We start from the raw sequence: 16,240 nt of genomic DNA, 5'->3' as shown, positions 1-16,240 counted from the left end.
GAAAGTGTGCTGGCGCCTAGTGAATATCCTTCCAGAACTCTTTCTTCAGGTAGTAAGCCAAAACAAAGAATACGCCAAGGAACAGCAGTACAACGATCCCCAGCTCCTGACGCGTGGCCTTGGCGGGTTCGGCCATCCAGGTCAGATAGTTGACCAGGTCGCCTACCATGGCATTGTACTCAGCCGGACTCAGCTTGCCTGGCTTGACCAGTTCAAACTCTGGTCTGGCCTGTTCATCATGCGCGCCGGCTGCGCTCTTTTTGAGCACTTGCTCGCCCTGCAAAGTGTACAGAACATGCGGCATCCCCACTTTTTCGAATACCGTGTTGTTCCAGCCTGTGGGACGGGAATCATCAAGGTAGAAGCTGCGCAGGTAAGTGTACAGCCAGTCCGGGGTACGTGCCCGCGCCTCAACTGAAAGATCGGGAGGCGCCGCACCGAACCAGGCCTTGGCATTGTCAGGGCTCATGCTGATGGTCATGGTATCGCCTACATTGTCGCTCGCGAACATCAGGTTATCCTTGATCTGATCTTTGCTCAGACCAATGTCTTCCAGACGCGAATAGCGCATGGCAGCAGCACTGTGACAGCTCAGGCAATAGTTGGTGAAGATACGCGCGCCGCGTTGCAGCGACGCGTAATCTTCGAGATTGACCGGAGCCTTGTCCAAATGGACATTCCCTTCAGAGCCAAAGGCAATCAGAGGCGCAAACAGGAGCGCTAACAGAAACTTCTTCATTATCCAGTCACCCTTTCCGGTTCAGGTTTTGTCTTGTCAATCTTGGTGTACCAGGGCATCAGCAGGAAGAAGCCAAAGTAAATCACACTCAGCACCCGTGCGATGTCTGTAGTCAGTCCTGTGGGGGCTTGTGTGCCCAAATATCCAAGACCAATAAAGCTGATTACAAACAAGGTCAAAATGGTCTTGTACAAAGTGCCACGATAGCGGATTGATTTGACCTTGGAGCGGTCCAGCCAGGGCAGGAAGAACATGATCACCACAGCCGAACCCATTGCCACAACCCCCAGGAATTTGTCTGGCACGGCACGCAGAATCGCGTAGAACGGGGTGAAATACCACAGCGGCACAATATGCTCGGGCGTTTTCAGGGAGTTGGCAGGAATGAAGTTGTTTGCCTCGAGGAACCAGCCACCCATTTCCGGCGCGAAGAAAATAATCGCCGAGAACACCATCAGGAACACGACCACGCCCATGATGTCTTTCACCGTGTAATAAGGGTGGAAAGGAATGCCATCAAGCGGGATGTGAGTGACAGGATCTTTGTGTTTCTTGATTTCGATACCGTCCGGATTGTTCGAACCCACTTCGTGCAGGGCAATGATGTGCGCTGCAACCAGACCCACCAGTACGAACGGCAAGGCAATCACATGGAACGCAAAAAAGCGGTTGAGGGTTGCGTCGGAGACCACGTAGTCGCCACGAATCCACAACGTCAGATCATTGCCGATGACCGGAATTGCACCGAACAGGGAAATAATCACTTGCGCACCCCAGTACGACATCTGACCCCACGGCAGCAGATAGCCCATGAATGCTTCGGCCATCAGCGCGAGATAGAGGAACATGCCGAACACCCAGATCAGTTCACGCGGTTTGCGGTATGAGCCATACATCAGGCCACGGAACATATGCAGGTACACCACCACGAAGAACATCGAGGCGCCGGTGGAGTGCATGTAGCGGATCAGCCAGCCCCACTCCACATCGCGCATGATGTATTCGACGGACAGAAACGCCAGCGTGGCATCCGGCTTGTAGTTCATGGTAAGGAAAATGCCGGTAACAATCTGCATCACCAGCACCAACAGTGCCAGCGAGCCAAAAAAGTACCAGAAGTTGAAATTCTTCGGCGCATAGTATTCGGACAAATGCGTTTTCCAGCTGGAGGTCAACGGAAAACGTTCGTCTATCCAGCCAACAAATTTTTGCATGGTACTCATTAATTACGCTCCTTTACCATCATCGCCAACCAGAATGCGGCCGTCATTGATGTATTTGTATGGTGGGATGACCATATTCAGAGGGGCCGGCACATCTTTGAACACCCGCGCTGCAAGGTCGTATTTGGAGCCGTGGCAAGGACAGAACCAGCCGCCCGGCCAGTCTGCACCGAGGTCGGCGGCGCCCACATCCTTGCGGAAGGTAGGTGAACAACCGAGGTGGGTACAGATACCGACCACTACCAGAAATTCCGGCTTGATGGAGCGCCCCTCGTTTTTGCAGTAGACCGGCTGTTGCGGCTGGTCCGACTTGGGATCCAGCAAATGGGGGTCATTTTTCGGCAACATGGCCAGCATTTCCTTGGTGCGGTTAACCACCCACACCGGTTTGCCTTGCCATGCGATTGCCAATAACATGCCCGGCTCGATCTTGCTGATATCCACCTCGACCGGTGCTCCGGCTGCCTTGGCACGCTCGCTAGGCAGCATGCTCATGACAAAAGGCACCATCACGGCGACACCCGCCACCCCACCGACGGCAGTAGTGGCAGCGATGAGGAAGCGCCGCTTGCTACGATCCACTTGCTGATTGCTCATAAACGATCCCTGTTTAGGTGACTACAGACTTACAAAAACGGCTATTTTACCCAAAACTGACTTGAAACATAAAGCCCCTGTCCGCATTTAACGCACAATTTTAATTGCCAGCCTGAAATATTGGCATTGTCTGTCCTGTATAATTTTCGAAAATTTGTTTTATTCCATAGGCGTATTTGATGATGCGGAAGTTTTGGCTGATTTTTGCACAGAGCACGACCATCGCGCTGGGCATGCTGTTTGTAGTGGTCATTTTCAGACCGGACTGGCTAACCTGGCGCAACGTGCATACCGGTCCAGGCGTCACCATCCGGGAAGTCGTGGCGCCCGGCGGCGGCGCGCAGATCGGTTCGTTAAGCGCCGCAGCGAAAAAAGCCATTCCTTCCGTAGTGAATGTTTTCACCAGCAAGGAAGTCCGCTTACCACGCAATCCGCTCGCCGACGATCCGATCTTCAAACGTTTTTTCGGCGACCACCCCGATTCACGCTCGCAGCGGGTCAACAATCTCGGCTCGGGCGTGATTGTCAGCGCGGATGGCTACATCCTTACCAATCACCACGTAGTCGAGGCCGCTGACGAAATTCAGGTTGCATTACATGATGGGCGTACGGTGCCGGCCAGGGTGGTGGGATCCGATCCAGAAACCGATCTGGCGGTGCTCAAAGTCAACCTCACCGGTCTGCCTGCCATCAGTTTCGCCCAGCCCGACAAAGGCAATGTGGGCGATATCGTACTGGCCATTGGCGATCCGTTCGGCGTCGGGCAGACGGTCACGATGGGCATTATCAGTGCACTCGGGCGTTCCCATCTCGGCATCAATACTTTTGAAAATTTCATCCAGACTGACGCCGCCATTAATCCCGGCAATTCGGGAGGTGCGCTGGTGGATGCCAACGGCAACCTGATCGGCATCAACAGCGCCATTTATACGCGTACAGGTGGCTCGCAGGGCATCGGCTTTGCCATTCCGGTGAGTCTGGTTATCCAGGTCATGGACCAGATCATCAAGCATGGATCAGTCACGCGCGGCTGGGTCGGGGTCGAAGTGCAGGACTTGACACCAGAACTGGCTGAATCATTCAAATTGCCGAACACCAATGGTGCGCTGATTGCCGGAATTCTCAAAGGCGGGCCGGCGGACCTGGCAGGTATCCGCCCGGGAGATGTGCTGATTGATGTCAACGACAAACCCGTGAAGGATTCCACTTCCCTGCTGCAATTGATTGCCATGCAGACGCCTGGCCAGACTGTGCAATTGAAGCTGCTGCGCAAGGCAAAAGAAATGGTTGCCGTGGTCAAGATCGGCAAGCGTCCCAGGATCGAGCAGCCCGTTGATGACGAGCAATAAAATCCCGGTCCGGATTGACCGCTGATTTACGCGGACGGCACGATAATCGCCCCGCAAAATGGCGGGGGTTTATCAGGCTGAGCGCATTGCATCGGCAAAACCGCGCTTCAGTCAGACGCGTTTCCCGGCGTCCGGGCCGACTGAGCGAGGAGCAGCGCGAGCACGCAGCATGCGCAAATTAGAGCGCGTTGCGCCATTCCTGATCTTCCGAATCGAACAGCCGGTTGGCCTCCTGCGGCCCCCAGCTACCTGCACGATAGGTGTGAATGAAATCACGTTCCTGTTCCCAGTATTTGAGGATGGGGTCGACCACGCGCCATGCCCACTCCACCTCGTCAAAACGGATGAACAGGGTGCGGTCGCCTTCGATCACGTCGAGCAGCAGGGTTTCGTAGGCATCCAGTGGCGTCTCATGGGTTTGCCGATAGCTGGCATTGAGCTGCAGCATGCGCGTGTCCATATCCAGACCGGGCTGCTTGACGTGGATTTCCATGCGCATGCTTTCTTCCGGTTGGATGGAGAGCACGATCCAGTTCGGGTCAATGGTCTCCAGCGGGGTTTCGCGGAACAGTTGCTGGGGCGGATGCCGAAAACGCAGTGCGATCATGGAGGTTTGATCTGCCAGGCGTTTGCCGGTACGCAGGTAGAACGGCACACCACGCCAGCGCCAGTTATCAATGTAAAATTTGGCGGCGACAAATGTTTCGGTAATGGAATTGGGCTCCACCCCGGGCTCCTGCTGATAGCCCTGTACCACAGCCCCTCCCACGGCACCGGGCGCATATTGCGCGCGGAAAGCATGGGCGTGCACGGAACGCTTGGCGATGGGACGGATCGAGCGCAGCACCTTGACCTTTTCATCGCGTAATGCATCCGCTTCCAGTGCAGGCGGCGGCTCCATCGCCACTACGGTGAGCAGCTGCATCAGGTGGTTTTGCAGCATGTCACGCAAGGCGCCAGCCTTGTCATAATAATCGGCGCGGTTTTCGATGCCCACCGACTCCGCCACCGTGATTTGCACATGGTCGATGAAGTTGCGGTTCCATAATGGCTCGATAAGCGTGTTGGCAAAGCGGAATACCAGCAGGTTCTGTACTGTTTCCTTACCCAGATAGTGGTCAATGCGGAAAATCTGCTGTTCGTCAAAATGGCGGTGCAACAATTCGTTGAGGTACTGGGCGGATTCAATATCCTCGCCAAAAGGTTTTTCCACTACGATGCGATGCATTCCGCGCGGTTTGCTCAGGCCGGATTTATCCAGATTTTTGATGACCGAGGAAAAATCGGTGGGTTTGATGGCAAGGTAAAATATTACATTGGAACACACACCTGCCCTGGGCTTGCCCAGATCTTCTTTGAGGCGCTGGTAGGATTCCGCATCACCCAACTCGCCTTGCAAATAACTGAAACGCGCCACAAAGCGCGCGCAAACGTCCTCGGCTCCCCGATCTTTGAGCTTGTCATGCAATAAGGTCATGACATGCTCGCGCCACATCTTGTCGTTCCATTCGCGTCGCCCAAAAGCGATAAAGGTGAGGCTCGCAGGCAAGCGGTTTGCCTGTTCCAGCCGATACAGGGCGGGAATCAGCTTGTTCGACGCGAGGTTGCCGGTTGCACCAAAAATGACAAAATTACACGGATACATCATGGCATCGCTCATGCCTCACCCTCCTTTACGGCATGACCGCCAAATCCACTGCGCATCATCGCCAGCAACTTGTTGGCATAGTCGCCCTGCCCCTGGGATGCAAAGCGCATCATCAACGCCAGCGACGTCACCGGCGCGGGCGTGCCCTGCTCAACCGATTCGAGCACGGTCCAGCGCCCCTCACCCGAGTCGGCGACATAGGGTTGAATGTCATCCAGAGCTTGATCGCGTTGCAGAAACTCGGCGGCCAGATCCAGCAGCCACGAGCGCACTACACTGCCATGCCGCCACATCTCCGTAACGGCGGCAAGATCAATATCGAATTCGCGTTTGCCATTCATCAGCGCCAGCCCTTCGGCCAGCGCCTGCATCATTCCGTATTCGATACCGTTATGCACCATTTTGACGAAATGGCCGCTGCCGGCCACACCGCAATGGAGCCAGCCAGTGTCAGGTGCCGGTGCAAGGATCTTGATGAAGGGCTCAGCAGCGGCAAGCGCTCTCGCGCTGCCACCCACCATCAACGCGTACCCGTTCTGTAGCCCCCAGATGCCGCCGGACACGCCTGCATCCATGAAATGCAGACCGGCCTGCGCCAGCTGTGCCGCGCGGCGCTGGGAATCCTTGTAATAAGCGTTGGCGCCATCCAACACGGTGTCGCCGGGCGACAGCAGTGGCAACAGCGTGTGCAGGGCCTCATCGGTTGCCCGCCCAGCCGGGAGCATCAGCCAGACCAGGCGCGGCGTTGCGAGCCCGGCCACCAGTTCGGCCAGCGAGCCCCGCGCCAGCACATTGGCATGTTCTTGCGCCAGGCTCAGCGCCACGTCCGGACTGCGATTCCAGGCATGCACAACCGCCCCGCCACGCGCCAGGCGCCGCGCCATGTTGGCCCCCATTTTGCCCAACCCAAGCATCCCAATTTGCTTCATCAACTTCCCTCCGGTTCATGTCGCCACCCTACGTGCAACAAACGCATCTGGCTTCATGCTAGATGGGTGAAAGCGACAATACAACCGGGTGAAGCAAATAAGTGAGTTAAACCTTGATATACGTCCAGCCCTGTTGCAGGCGGTTGATGATTTCTCCAATGGCAGTAGGTGCGACACGTGCCTGGGGAAGCAATTCGACCTTAACACCCTCCTTGGTCAGACGGCGCACAGTCTGTCCGCAGGCTACAAAGCTGATGTTGGTATGCTGGCGCGCAAGCTCATCGATGCGCGCCGCATAAGGTGTGACGTCAGCGCGCAAGAGATCGAGGCCGTAATTATTGGCAATGACTTCAATCTGAACAGGCCGACCGGCCGTCGTTTGATGCTGAAGCAGGTAATCCACATCATCGAACAAGGTTTTTAATTTGACGGGCTGATCGGAATCCACATGCAAAACAATTTTTCGGGTGTCCGGTTTTACTCCTGCCAGGCTGATCGGGCGCAACATGGCAGCATGGTTTTGTGTGAGTTGCGCCGGTCGTGGCGGGCTGCTCCAATCGCGTCCCAGCCAGCCTATGGCCAGCCCCAATACCAGTACCATGGCGGTCGCCAAGTAGTGCGACATAGCAAATTGGCGCGGCCGGTTGTTTCGATGCGCAGGCGGGGGGTCAGCATAGCCGTGGCTGACCATTTCCTTGACGGCACGTAATGTGCACAACTGGTGCGCCAGCTCCGGATTGCCCTCAAGCGCAACAAACAGCCGGTCTTTTTCAATCAGATCCAGCTCGCCGTCAATAAATGCATTTAACTGCTCCTGGGAGATTTCCGGTTTCATTTCACGCTCCTCAGCGCCGCCGCCTTTGCCTGCGGTGCCAACTCAATCAGCCTTACTTTCAGTGACTGGCGTCCCCGGCACAAGCGGCTCATCACCGTACCCACCGGGATTTCAAGAATCTCGGCTACCTGGTTGTAACTGAACTCTTCCAGATCAATCAGCGTCAGTACCTGGCGCTGTCCCATCGGCAATAGCGCAACCGCAGTGCGTACCCGATCAACCACCTGGCTGCGCGAATGGATGTGCTCGGGAGTATCGTCATGGGCATACTGATAGTCTTCCAGTTCGTCAACATCCTGAAAGCCCTTTTGACACCGGAAGCAATCGCGCCAGCAGTTATGCAAAATCTTGAACAGCCAGCTGTCAAGCTGTGCCGGATCACGCAGTTGATGCAGCCGTGCTAATCCGCGAGCGAGAGCCTCCTGCGCCAAATCGTCGGCCAGAGCGCGGTCATGGCACCAGGAATAGGCGACACGATACAAACGCGCGCGCCGCTCCTTGAGCTGACCTCGCATATCCGCATCACCGCCCAGCAAAGATAAAAGATTCATAGCCCGGGTTGTTTGTGTATGAAGTACTGCGTGTGTGGATAGACGCTTGGATACAATTATTTATTCCATCCGCTAAATTATTTCATTTGTCATGGCATATTCTCATGATTTGATTTGTCCATAACTCGGCAAGCCTGAAATTTTGCCAGCTTGTCATTCAGGACTTTACCGCACTACATAACAGGAGATGACATCATGTTTAATAAAATTCTAAAATGCCTGGCGGCCGGATTTGCGTTAACGCGTATAGCGGTAGCCCCGGCCGCGCAGGCTGCGGAAGGCGATCAAGAAAAAGTGGTCTACCATATCAACGACAGCACCAATGCCAAAGCACTCCTTGGCAATGTGAAAAATCATTTGGTGGCTGCGCCGGGAACCAAAATCGCCGTCGTGGGGCATGGCAAGGGCATCGACTTCATGCTGGAAGGTGCCCAGGACGCCAATGGCAATCCTTATGCCGTTGCCATGGCAACCCTCGCGGCCGAAGGCGTCGACTTCAAGGTCTGCAACAACACACTCAAAAGCCGTAACCTCACCGCCGACGCGGTCGCCTATCCAGCCAGGGTGGTACCTTCAGGCGTGGCGGAAATCGGCCGGCTACAGGCCAAAGAAGCTTACGTCTATATCAAGCCATGAAATTGGCATACCATGAATTTGGCTATACAGCGAGGCACACCAGCGGTAATATCTCCGCAATCCCGGATTGTAAGGAAACGACAAGGACACTGGCGATGAAAAAAACCATTCTTGCGCTGCTGCTGATTTTTGGCTTTGCTACTACGGTATTTGCGGACGAGCACGCCGTTTCCGAAGGCGTGGTGGTTCAGGCAAACGGCAAGGATGCCGCCGATTTCAAACGCGCCCTGATACTCGCCTCCAACATGCACGAAGTTCTGACCAAGGCAAAATTCGAGGTTGTGGTCTATGGCCCCAGCGTGAAGCTACTCACCGCGTTTAGCAACGAGGTGCCGCTGATCCAGAAGGTGCAGGGCGAAGGCATCAAAATCATCGCCTGCGGACGATCGCTCAAGTCTGAACACTTGAATGACAGCAATCTGGCGCCCGACATCACCGTTGTACCGTTCGGTGCCGTCCATATCGTAAACCGGCAAAAACAGGGGTGGCAGTACATCAAGCCCTGACAGCAGGCGTGCATCTTGTTTGTTGGTCGAGACCAGCAAGATGCTGAGGAGGCTTGCATTAAGTGAAGCAGGATAGGCAAGTGATGCACGGGGATATCCCCCATTCGACAATCTTAACCAAATACAACGAAAGGTACGGCAATGATCCTGAATAAAGTAAAAATCGCCCTGTTCGCAACCACCCTGCTGTTTTCATTGGGCGCCAGCGCTAGCCAGTCACTGCTTGAGGGTTATTCCTATGATCAACTGAAACTCGTGCACGAACTGCCCTTCGCCAAACATCACGCCGTCCTGCAGGTGAGCCAGGATGATCCTGCGTTGTGGAATCTGACGCTGAACAACGCCTCGAACATGCTCCAGTACTTCGGCCAGGACAAGATACAGGTGGTGGTGGTGGCCTACGGTCCCGGACTTAAAATGCTCTTGAAGGACTCCCCGGTAGCGAAACGCCTGCAGGCCCTGGATGCGCAAGGTGTGGAGTTTGACGCCTGCAACGTCACCCTGACGGGCATGGCCAAACAGCTGGGCCATACTCCGGAACTGGCGCCGGAAGCCATGCTCGTCCCAGGCGGGATAGTACGTATCATGCAACTCGAGCAGCATGGCTACAACTATATCAAACCCTGAGATCGCCCAATAACCATCTCGACACAGCCTGAGTGCGCTGATGCCGTCGTCATTTCAAACGGCGATTTACCCTCCCCGAGCGGGGAGGGTTTCATCAAGTCTGCGGCGCTGTACTGCTAAACGAGACACGGCTGCCCAGCTTTGCTGAGAGCCGGGCCAGATTGGGATGTGCCTCACGCCATTTTATCTCGGCAAAGCGCAGATCCAGATAGCCTAAAGCACAGCCAGTGGCAATATCCGCGAGGGTAAATCCCGCTTCCATGCACCAGGGTTTCTCGCCCAAATCTTTCGCCAGAGTTTCCAGCCCACGAAAAATCTTGCGCTCCTGGCGTATTATCCATTCGGAATTTTGTTGTGTCTGCGCGCGCTTTTTTTCAATAAAAATCGCCGCAGCAGCATCGCAAATGCCATCCGCTAGCGCTTCCCAACGCTTCACCAGTATGCGGCTATGCGATTCCTTGGGGAGCATGCGCCCCACAGGTGAAGCATGATCCAGATATTCCACAATCACCCTTGAATCATAGAGTGCCGTGCCATCGTCCAGAAGCAACACGGGGATTTTGCCTAACGGATTGTAGTCCGGGACATGGCTGTCCTCGTTCCAGGGAATATCCACCTCCAGTTCGCAATCAATATGCTTTTCAGCAAGCACCACGCGAACTTTGCGGGCATAGGGGCTGGTCAGGGATGCAATCAGTTTCATGGATACCTTCTAGATAGGAATGGTTAATCGGAAAATCATGGATGGTAAGCGTTTATGCTAAAGTTTGGGCTAAGCGACGCGTAACTTTATGCCTTATGTCCCCCAAAAAAAATCCCCACAGCATGAACAAAACATCAACCGACATACTCGATCCTCGCTGGCTGCCTATTCTCATGAACGGTTCGTTCAGCGAGATTTATGTGATGGATTGTGACACGCTGTATTTGGTTCACGCAAATGAGGCCGCGTATAATAATCTTCAATACTGTGCCGCCGAATTAGCCGGCATGACATTGCTTAATGTGACACACGGCCTGTCTGCAAAAACGCTTGACCAGGCATTGCGTCCCCTGCGTACTGATGGTGCCGGGTACATTACCCTGGAATCAACACTGGTACGCCGTGACGGTACCACCTACCCAATCAGTTTTCGCCTGTTCCTCGCGCATTCGTTGATCATTGCGATTGGCAACGACCAGACCGCCTCTCTCGCCTCGGCCCGGGCGCTGGGACTGAGCGAATCGCGTTTCCATGCAATTGTGTCAAACATGCCGGGGCTGGTTTACCAGTTTCTGCGCAAACACGATGGCGATATTTCCTTTCCCTATCTCAGCGATGGCTGTCACGCGTTACTTGGCGTCACCCCGAAACAGTTGCGCGCCAATCCAGCGCTGTTTACCGAATTGATTTTGCCGGAAGACCAACCATCCTATATCGATTCAATGACAGTCTCGGCACGCACCCTCTCGGCGTGGAACTGGGAGGGCAGAATCTGGATCGAAAAATGGAAAGACACCAAATGGATCAACCTGCGTGCCACCCCTCGCGTCATTGACCAGTCAGGTGAAAGCCAAAGCATTGCATGGGATGGCGTAATGACCAATATCACCCAGAGCAGGCTGGAAAAACATGAAATCCGAAGCTCCAGGGCACAGCTCGCCGAATTGTCTGCACATATCGAACAGGTCAAGGAACAGGAGCGTGCCCGCATCGCCCGCGAAATCCATGATGATCTGGGCGGTAACCTGACCGCCATCAAGATGGCAATGGCTTTGCTCATCCGGCGCCTGCCTGATGCGCCTGAATTACTGGAAAAGGCCCATTATGTGGAGGCGCTGGCGGATCGCAGTATTGAATCGGCGCATCGTATTGCAGCAGACTTACGTCCAAGCGTGCTGGACTTCGGCATAGTAGCTGCGCTAGAGTGGCACGCCAGGGAGTTCGAGAAACAAGCAGGAATACCTTGCAAATTTTCTTCGAATCGCGAAGAAATCCAGCTCGACTCTGATCACGCTACCGCGTTGTTCCGCATTTTTCAGGAGGCCTTGACCAATGTCGCCAAGCACGCGCACGCCAGCCGCGTTACCGTCAAACTTGCCTTGAGCAAACGCTGCGTGCACCTGGAAATCGCCGATAATGGCAGAGGCATAGGCGCAGCCGACTGCATGAAACCAAAATCCTTTGGCATACGCAGCATGGTGGAGCGCGCCAATGCGCTGGGCGGCAAACTCAACATAAGCCCGATAACTGCAGGCGGCAGTCTGGTGAGCATCAAAATCCCGTTATCCACATCATGAGAGAATGCGGGATAATCGCAAAGTGAATGAATCAATACGGTTTGACTTAAAGTACTAACCGGGTAGCCTTATGACAGCAACGAGAGCAATCAGGGTGTTTATTGCAGACGACCACGCAATCGTGCGCGAGGGTTTGAAACAGATACTCGCCGACACCAAAGACATCATCGTGGCGGGCGAGGCAGAGAATGGTCTGGAGGCCATCAAATCCACCCGTAATAGCGGCTGTCATGTGCTGTTGCTGGATATCTCGATGCCGGACCGCAGCGGCATCGAAGTGTTAAAACAGATCAAAAAGGAATCGCCCAGTATCGCGGTGCTCATGCTATCCATGCACCGCGAGGATCAATACGCCATCCGCTCACTCAAAGCTGGCGCGGCGGGCTATCTCAATAAACAAAGCGCCCCTGCGGAACTGGTCAATGCCATCCGCCAGGTTGCCGCCGGAAAAAAATATATTACTGCCGAACTCGCCCAGGCCTTGGCGAATCATTTCGACGATGCCCAGGAAATAGCGCCACATGAATTACTCTCCGATCGCGAATATCAGACCCTAACGATGATCGCCTCAGGCAAGACGGTCAGTGACATTGCCAATGAGCTGATGCTATCGGTCAAAACTATCAGCATGTATCGTTCGCGTTTGTTATTAAAAATGAAACTGCACAACAATGCCGAGCTGACCCATTACGCGATCAAGAACCAGTTGGTAGAGTAAGCAGGGCACCTCTGACAATTCAAGATTTGAGTATTACAAATCGCATAAAAAACAATTTGTAATGTGCTCGATCAATTTTAAAAGGAGATTCCATGCAACAGTTTGACATTTTCCTCGCCTCCATCACTTCATTCTGGACACAGCTGGCCGGCTTCGTACCGCAGTTGATGGCGGCCCTGGTATTGTTGTTCGTCGGCTGGCTGGTGGCCAAGCTGGTGCGCGCCGGCATGGTCAAGCTGCTACGCGTACTCCAGTTTGACAAGCTGTCCGAACGCTCCGGCATTGAGGCTTTTCTCAAGCAGGGTCAGCTCGAAGTGTCGCTAGGGGGACTACTGGCGGGGTTAATGTATTGGCTGATTATCCTGATTGTCATCGTTACGGTATCCAATAGCCTGGGCCTGCACATAGTAGCGGAGTTGTTCAACCGCATCGTTCTGTATATACCCAATATTATCGTTGCCATACTGGTACTGGTGCTTGGGGCGATTCTGGCGCGTTTCATTAATCGCCTGATTTTCGCTTACCTCAGCAACATTGGCGTGCAAGGTGCGTTAACCATCAGCACCATTTCAGAATATGCCACACTGATTTTTGTGTTTTTTGTTGCCCTGGAACAACTCAATATTGGCCGTGAATTACTCACGGCTGCATTTATTATTGGCTTTGGCGCAGTGGGACTGGCATTTGCACTGGCGTTTGGTCTGGGCGGGCGGGACTGGGCGGCAGGCGTGATTGCGCGCATGACACAAAGGCGCAAATAAGCCTGGCGCACTTTCATCCCTGGCACAGAGAACTGCCGTGCGGATTCAGCGCCTGCTTTGCCACAGTTGCGAATAGCGCCTGGATTTCTTCCAGACTGAAACTGTCAAGCAGACGCGTGGCGACATCCGCTTGCAGCACAACCATGCAGGATTGCCCATCCGGCAACTCCAGCCGGAATCCGGCCTGGTGTTTTTTCAAGCCTCGCGCGGATTGATCCGCCAGGCTGGCCTGTTCCTCCTGCAGTTCCTCATAGCGGGCTTCGAGCGCGGCTGCGGTTGCATCCGGCAAGTCTTCCGGTACGGCCACGATCAGCCCCATGTTGTCGGCCTGCAGGGTACAGGCAATCCCCAATTCCTGTGCATGCTGAACAAATTTGTCGCGCAGGCAGGAATCGAAAAACATGTATTCCAGCATGGTATTAGCGCTTCTTGTCTTGGGGGCGCTTTTGCGGCAGCATTTCCGGAACGGGTAAACCTGCCCATTCCAGGATTGCAGCCACTTGTGACGATTCCAGTTCCAGCATCTGGCCGCGTTTTACCCGTGGCGGCAGATTGACCATGCCAAAGCGTACGCGGATCAGGCGGCTCACCATCATGCCCATGGCTTCAAACATGCGCCGCACTTCGCGATTGCGGCCTTCCTTGATGATCACCTGATACCAGCGGTTGGAGCCTTCTCCACCCTGTTCGGCGATACGCTCGAAATGCGCAGTACCATCGTCGAGCTGGATGCCAGCAGTCATGCTGCGCATCTGCTCCTGGCTGAGCTCACCCATGATGCGCACCGAATATTCGCGTTCCACTTCGAAACTGGGGTGCATCAGGCGGTTGGCCAGATCACCGCTGGTGGTGAAGATGAGCAGGCCTTCGGTATTGAAGTCCAGTCGGCCTATGGCTATCCATTTGCCATTACGCACGCGCGGCAACTCATCGAATACCGTGGTGCGGGCTTGCGGGTCGTCGCGGCTGACAATTTCGCCTTCGCGCTTGTGGTAAATCAGCACACGCGGCAGTTCCGCCGCGAAATTGAGCGGGATCGGCCGGTTATCTGCCAATACGCGGTCGCCCGGTGACACCCGGCGGCCTAGCGTGGCCGTGACACCGTTGACCGAAACCCGCCCAGCTTCAATCCATGTCTCCATATCCCGGCGTGACCCCAGCCCGGCACCCGCCAGCACTTTTTGCAGTTTTTGCGAGGCTGGGGCATCGTTTTCAGGTTGTGCGCTGATTTCCGGCACCGGGATTGACTTACGCGCTGGCTGTTTGGCCGGTTCTGGCGCTCGGGCGCGACGGATTGGCGAGGCGGGCGCCGCACGGGGTTTCCTGGGTGGACGAATCGGGGATGAGGGCATGAGTGTAGTCCGGAAAGGCAGTAAGAATGCAGTTAGGTGTTTAATTATACCGGCGAATCGTCGCTTGGCCGCCCTATTAGCTCAGCCAGATTGAGTTCACCGCTGTGCGGGTTCGGTTCCACCAGCGAGCCCAGTTCGACCAGCGGTGGCAATTCATCCAGCGCGCGCAGGTTGAGGTCACTCAGAAATTGCCTGGTGGTGGCATACAGTGATGGCCGTCCCGGCACGTCGCGGTGACCGACGACCCTGATCCAGTCGCGTTCTTCCAGCGTTTTGATAATCTGGGTATTCACCGTCACGCCACGGATTTCTTCGATATCGCCGCGCGTCACGGGCTGTTTGTAGGCAATGATGGCGAGCGTTTCCATCACGGCACGCGAGTATTTGGGCGGCTTTTCCGGGTTGAGACGGTTGAGAAAGCGTTGATATTCGGGACGCGTCTGAAAACGCCAGCCGGATGCCACCAGCGCCAGCTCCACGCCCCTGTCCTGCCAGTCCTCGCGCAATTCATCGAGTGCGCGGCGCAGCAATTCAATACTCAACTCCTCTTCAAAAAGACGCTGCATGTCGCTGATTAACAATGGCTCACGCGTGGCAAGCAGCGCGGTTTCCAGTACGATTTTCAGTTCGGCAATATTATTGATCGGCATGCGCTAGACGAATATAAATGGGTGAAAAGGCTGTGCTCTGGGTAATTTCGACCATGCGCTCGCGCGCCAGCTCCAGGATGGCCAGAAACGTCACCACCAGATGCGGGATGCCTTTGCCAGCATCAAACAGACACGCAAACTCGAGAAAGTCGCCAGTCTGCAATGCATCCAGTATCCGTCCCATCGCCTCACGCACCGAGAGCTCCTGGCGGCCCACTGTATGGTGGCGGTGTGCACCGGCGCGTGCCACGAGGCCGAGCCAGGCCGCGCGCAAATCGCCCGGTTCGACATGCGGCAACAGTTTGCCTGCTTCTTCATTCCATATTGCTATCACTTCGAAATCCCGGCCTTCACGTGGCTTATTTTCGACCGCTTGCGCGGCGATTTTAATCTGTTCGTATTCGAGCAAGCGACGTACCAGTTCGGCGCGCGGGTCTTCCACTTCTCCGGTTTCATCCGCGTGCAGCTGACGCGGCAGCAGCATGCGCGACTTGATCTCGATCAGCAGGGCCGCCATCAGCAGGTATTCCGCCGCCAGATCCAGCCGGTTGCTGCGCATCAGTTCCACATAATCCATGTACTGGCGCGTGATGTCGGCCATGGGGATATCCAGCACATCCAGATTGTGACGGCGGATGAGGTATAGCAGCAGATCGAGCGGGCCTTCAAACGCACTGAGATACACCGCCAGCGCATCCGGCGGGATGTACAAATCCTGCGGCAAGTCGGTGAATGGCTCGCCATTCACCCGGGCCAGTGGCCGGGTATCAAGTATTTCAGACATCTGCACATTCTGCCTTAGTCAGAGCGGTTTGGGCTACAGTCTGCTGCTGAACAAA

General features: G+C 55.0%; 19 protein-coding genes. 7 read left to right on the top strand and 12 right to left on the bottom strand.

Annotated features, from left to right (window positions below; translation table 11 throughout):
- Positions 1-16 precede the first annotated feature (16 nt).
- From GZH91_RS08935 to petA, 3 genes are read right to left on the bottom strand one after another with little or no spacing between them, the layout of a single operon-like run.
- The gene (locus GZH91_RS08935; protein WP_147074684.1) at positions 17-739 is read right to left on the bottom strand and encodes a cytochrome c1; all 723 of its coding nucleotides are present in this window, start codon (positions 737-739) and stop codon (positions 17-19) included.
- On the bottom strand, positions 739-1,962 hold the full coding sequence (locus tag GZH91_RS08930) for a cytochrome b (protein ID WP_147074683.1): 1,224 nt from the start codon (positions 1,960-1,962) through the stop codon (positions 739-741). The genes GZH91_RS08935 and GZH91_RS08930 overlap by 1 nt, the downstream gene beginning before the upstream one ends.
- Positions 1,963-1,965: 3 nt before the next feature.
- Entirely contained in the window at positions 1,966-2,559 is a 594-nt protein-coding gene (petA, locus tag GZH91_RS08925; RefSeq protein WP_147074682.1) for a ubiquinol-cytochrome c reductase iron-sulfur subunit, read from the bottom strand.
- A gap of 182 nt (positions 2,560-2,741) precedes the next feature.
- Here petA and GZH91_RS08920 point away from each other — a divergent pair, with 182 nt between their 5' ends.
- Positions 2,742-3,908, top strand: coding sequence for a Do family serine endopeptidase (locus tag GZH91_RS08920; RefSeq protein WP_198415473.1), 1,167 nt, complete (start codon positions 2,742-2,744; stop codon positions 3,906-3,908).
- Between the two features lie 178 nt (positions 3,909-4,086).
- Here the strand turns inward: GZH91_RS08920 and zwf are convergent, their stop codons facing one another.
- The 4 genes from zwf to GZH91_RS08900 form a co-directional block, all read right to left on the bottom strand.
- Positions 4,087-5,568: a glucose-6-phosphate dehydrogenase gene (gene zwf / locus GZH91_RS08915; RefSeq protein WP_147074680.1), complete on the bottom strand. Its 1,482-nt coding sequence runs from the start codon at positions 5,566-5,568 to the stop codon at positions 4,087-4,089.
- Positions 5,565-6,485: a phosphogluconate dehydrogenase (NAD(+)-dependent, decarboxylating) gene (gene gnd, locus GZH91_RS08910; RefSeq protein ID WP_147074679.1), complete on the bottom strand. Its 921-nt coding sequence runs from the start codon at positions 6,483-6,485 to the stop codon at positions 5,565-5,567. The genes zwf and gnd overlap by 4 nt, the downstream gene beginning before the upstream one ends.
- A 106-nt stretch (positions 6,486-6,591) precedes the next feature.
- Positions 6,592-7,320, bottom strand: a complete 729-nt coding sequence (locus GZH91_RS08905; protein ID WP_147074678.1) for a hypothetical protein — start codon at positions 7,318-7,320, stop codon at positions 6,592-6,594.
- Positions 7,317-7,871 carry an RNA polymerase sigma factor gene (locus tag GZH91_RS08900; RefSeq protein ID WP_147074677.1) on the bottom strand — a complete coding sequence of 185 codons (555 nt, stop codon included), beginning with the start codon at positions 7,869-7,871 and terminating at the stop codon, positions 7,317-7,319. The genes GZH91_RS08905 and GZH91_RS08900 overlap by 4 nt, the downstream gene beginning before the upstream one ends.
- A 195-nt stretch (positions 7,872-8,066) precedes the next feature.
- Here GZH91_RS08900 and GZH91_RS08895 point away from each other — a divergent pair, with 195 nt between their 5' ends.
- From GZH91_RS08895 to GZH91_RS08885, 3 genes are all read left to right on the top strand, one after another.
- Positions 8,067-8,507: a DsrE family protein gene (locus GZH91_RS08895; protein WP_147074676.1), complete on the top strand. Its 441-nt coding sequence runs from the start codon at positions 8,067-8,069 to the stop codon at positions 8,505-8,507.
- Between the two features lie 95 nt (positions 8,508-8,602).
- Complete coding sequence (locus GZH91_RS08890; protein ID WP_161984228.1) at positions 8,603-9,013, top strand: DsrE family protein; 411 nt, start codon at positions 8,603-8,605, stop codon at positions 9,011-9,013.
- 141 nt (positions 9,014-9,154) lie between these two features.
- Positions 9,155-9,640: a DsrE family protein gene (locus tag GZH91_RS08885; protein ID WP_147074674.1), complete on the top strand. Its 486-nt coding sequence runs from the start codon at positions 9,155-9,157 to the stop codon at positions 9,638-9,640.
- A gap of 94 nt (positions 9,641-9,734) precedes the next feature.
- Here GZH91_RS08885 and GZH91_RS08880 read toward each other — a convergent pair whose 3' ends face one another.
- Positions 9,735-10,343, bottom strand: coding sequence for a glutathione S-transferase (locus GZH91_RS08880; RefSeq protein ID WP_147074673.1), 609 nt, complete (start codon positions 10,341-10,343; stop codon positions 9,735-9,737).
- 122 nt (positions 10,344-10,465) lie between these two features.
- On the opposite strand from GZH91_RS08880, the gene GZH91_RS08875 reads away from it, so the two are divergent.
- From GZH91_RS08875 to GZH91_RS08865, 3 genes are all read left to right on the top strand, one after another.
- Positions 10,466-11,920 (top strand): PAS domain-containing sensor histidine kinase, encoded by a 1,455-nt coding sequence (locus GZH91_RS08875; RefSeq protein ID WP_232522234.1) that lies wholly within the window; start codon positions 10,466-10,468, stop codon positions 11,918-11,920.
- A 70-nt stretch (positions 11,921-11,990) separates the two neighbouring features.
- Positions 11,991-12,638, top strand: a complete 648-nt coding sequence (locus GZH91_RS08870; RefSeq protein WP_147074672.1) for a response regulator — start codon at positions 11,991-11,993, stop codon at positions 12,636-12,638.
- 92 nt (positions 12,639-12,730) lie between these two features.
- Complete coding sequence (locus GZH91_RS08865; protein ID WP_147074671.1) at positions 12,731-13,399, top strand: mechanosensitive ion channel family protein; 669 nt, start codon at positions 12,731-12,733, stop codon at positions 13,397-13,399.
- A 13-nt stretch (positions 13,400-13,412) separates the two neighbouring features.
- Here the strand turns inward: GZH91_RS08865 and GZH91_RS08860 are convergent, their stop codons facing one another.
- The 4 genes from GZH91_RS08860 to GZH91_RS08845 all read right to left on the bottom strand — a co-directional run bounded on the left by GZH91_RS08860 (position 13,413) and on the right by GZH91_RS08845 (position 16,185).
- Positions 13,413-13,814 (bottom strand): hypothetical protein, encoded by a 402-nt coding sequence (locus tag GZH91_RS08860; protein WP_147074670.1) that lies wholly within the window; start codon positions 13,812-13,814, stop codon positions 13,413-13,415.
- Positions 13,815-13,818: 4 nt separating this feature from the next.
- Positions 13,819-14,637 carry a 23S rRNA pseudouridine(2605) synthase RluB gene (rluB, locus tag GZH91_RS08855; RefSeq protein WP_332835336.1) on the bottom strand — a complete coding sequence of 273 codons (819 nt, stop codon included), beginning with the start codon at positions 14,635-14,637 and terminating at the stop codon, positions 13,819-13,821.
- Between the two features lie 158 nt (positions 14,638-14,795).
- Positions 14,796-15,401 carry an SMC-Scp complex subunit ScpB gene (gene scpB / locus GZH91_RS08850; protein ID WP_147074668.1) on the bottom strand — a complete coding sequence of 202 codons (606 nt, stop codon included), beginning with the start codon at positions 15,399-15,401 and terminating at the stop codon, positions 14,796-14,798.
- On the bottom strand, positions 15,388-16,185 hold the full coding sequence (locus tag GZH91_RS08845) for a segregation and condensation protein A (RefSeq protein ID WP_147074667.1): 798 nt from the start codon (positions 16,183-16,185) through the stop codon (positions 15,388-15,390). The genes scpB and GZH91_RS08845 overlap by 14 nt, the downstream gene beginning before the upstream one ends.
- Positions 16,186-16,240 lie beyond the last annotated feature (55 nt).

Source organism: Sulfuriferula plumbiphila (assembly GCF_009938015.1).
Taxonomy (GTDB): domain Bacteria; phylum Pseudomonadota; class Gammaproteobacteria; order Burkholderiales; family Sulfuriferulaceae; genus Sulfuriferula; species Sulfuriferula plumbiphila.
The sequence above is the reverse complement of the archived record's forward strand: the minus strand, read 5'-3'. Positions and strand labels throughout refer to the sequence as shown.